Source organism: Zoogloea ramigera (genome assembly GCF_006539865.1).
Lineage (GTDB): Bacteria > Pseudomonadota > Gammaproteobacteria > Burkholderiales > Rhodocyclaceae > Zoogloea > Zoogloea ramigera.
In genome coordinates, this window is sequence record NZ_BJNV01000153.1 from 1 (window position 1) to 1,973 (window position 1,973).

The 1,973-nt window shown below is 71.7% G+C and carries 1 protein-coding gene; it reads left to right on the forward strand.

Annotated elements, in window-relative coordinates; translation table 11 throughout:
* Nucleotides 1-128 precede the first annotated feature (128 nt).
* Nucleotides 129-1,973 (forward strand): T6SS effector phospholipase Tle3 domain-containing protein (locus ZRA01_RS20135; RefSeq protein ID WP_141355152.1); only part of this gene is annotated, 1,845 nt, incomplete at its 3' end.

Below are 1,973 nucleotides of genomic sequence, written 5' to 3' on the forward strand. Positions count from 1 at the left end.
CGCCCGCCAACACCCCAACCCATCTCAACGCCATAATTTTTCATGGCCTTGACAACACCCCACCAAGCGCGGACATGTATAATTAGACAGTACCCACTCCGACACCTTCGGCCCCCGCGCGCAGCCCCATGAAGGACTACCCCAAGCCGCCACAAATCATCGCCCAGGGCAGCGCCGTGCTCAGCACCTGTTCGCTGCCCAGGCTCGTCGACGTCCCCTGCGAACACGTGGGGGCCTGCATCGTCGTGCATGGGGTCAACGACGTCGGGGTGGGCTTCCAGGCCGTCGAGGAAGGCCTCTGCGAGGGCATCGCCCAGCGCATGGCGTGGTGCCCGGGCCGGCCCAACCATACCGCCCCCTACACGTCCGCCGGCTACCGCATGCCGACCGACGACGACCGCAGCCGCCTCGAGGACGACCCGGACGCGGTGTTCTTCAGGCGCCACGTCGGCACCACCACCCACAGCCCGGTGATCCCCTTCTACTGGGGCTACCGCGCCCCCGCCCGCGGGCAAAACCGCCGCCGCAACGGCCAGTGGCTGGACGAGGCCGACAACCGCCTCGACAAGGATCTCAGCAAGGGCGGCGGCCCCTTCGCCAACGCCACCACCAACCTGGCCGACATGTGGAAGTCGGGCGCGCCCGCCTTCGGCGGCTTCATCGACTGGCTCAGCGGCGACCCGCTCCGCCCCGTTCTCCAGGGCCCCGGGCGCATGTACTTCGTGCTGGCCGCCCAGCGCCTGGCAGCCCTGGTGCGCATGATCCGCCACTACGACCCGCAGGATACGGTCAACATCGTCGCCCACAGCCAGGGCTGCCTCATCGCGCTGCTGGCCCAGGCCTTCCTGATGGAAGACGGCCACCGCACCGCCGACACCCTGGTGCTCACCCACCCGCCCTACGGCCTCGAGCCCACCTTCCTCGGCACCCTCAGCAGCGGCGGCGGCAAGGACCCGGCCATGGAGCAGCTCTACGCGAGCCTCCGCGGCCTGCAGACCGTCCGGGCCCGGCTGGACACCCTCATCAACATCGTCCGGGGCGTGGCCGCCCAGCGGCGCGACGGCTGGAGCGCCGACGAGCTCGCCCACATGCGGCGCGGCGGCCTCCACAGCCTCGCCTGGGAGCCGGGCAACGACCGGGACAACCGGGGCAAGGTCTATCTGTATTTTTGCCCCGAGGACATGACCGTCGCGCTGGGCAACGTCCAGGGCATCGGCTGGCAGGGCGTGCCCGACCAGCTCGATGGCCGCCACCCCGCCTACACCCGCCCTGGCGCGCCTCAGCCCGCCAGCCCTGCCGCCCCCCGGGTCAAGCGCAAGCCGCTGCAGGAACTCGGGCCCCGCTTCCTACAGCGGGTGTTCACCCAAAAGCCGCGCGACGTGGGGGGCGAGACCGCCGCCTTCCCGGTCGGCCTCGACCCCTGCCATTTCACCCTGCGCCTCGTGGGCGAGCCCGACCAAAACCACGTGCGCCGCGACATCACCGCCCTGCGCGCCCACCTCCCCGAAGCCGACCCCAGCCGCTCCACCGCCCCGGCGGGCCGGCGCTTCATCAACGGCGAGCCCCTGCCCAAGCCCTACCCCGCCGACCTCTACGCCGGCGCCCTGTCGTCGAACCCCGAGGCCCCGGGCAGCCAGCTGGAGAGCATCGACCCCATCGACGCCGCCGTCGCCGTCAGCCGCGACCAGGGGCTCGGCACCCTTGAGCAGCGCATCCCCGACCCCCGCCCTGCCAAGCCCCCGCAGCCCCTCTACCCCGACGACCGGCAGCCCCTCGGGGCGCTGGAGCGGGCCGAAGTCCAGGCCCTGCTCAACGCGGGCAAGGCCGAGGGCGACCAGATCAAGCTGGAGTCCGCCACCCCGCGGCCCGACGGGCAGCTCGACATCGAACGCCGGGAGAGCCCCAACGAAGCCCGCCTGCGCTACCAGAACGACACCAGCCCCCGCTCCTTCCACAGCGCCATCTGGGCCAGC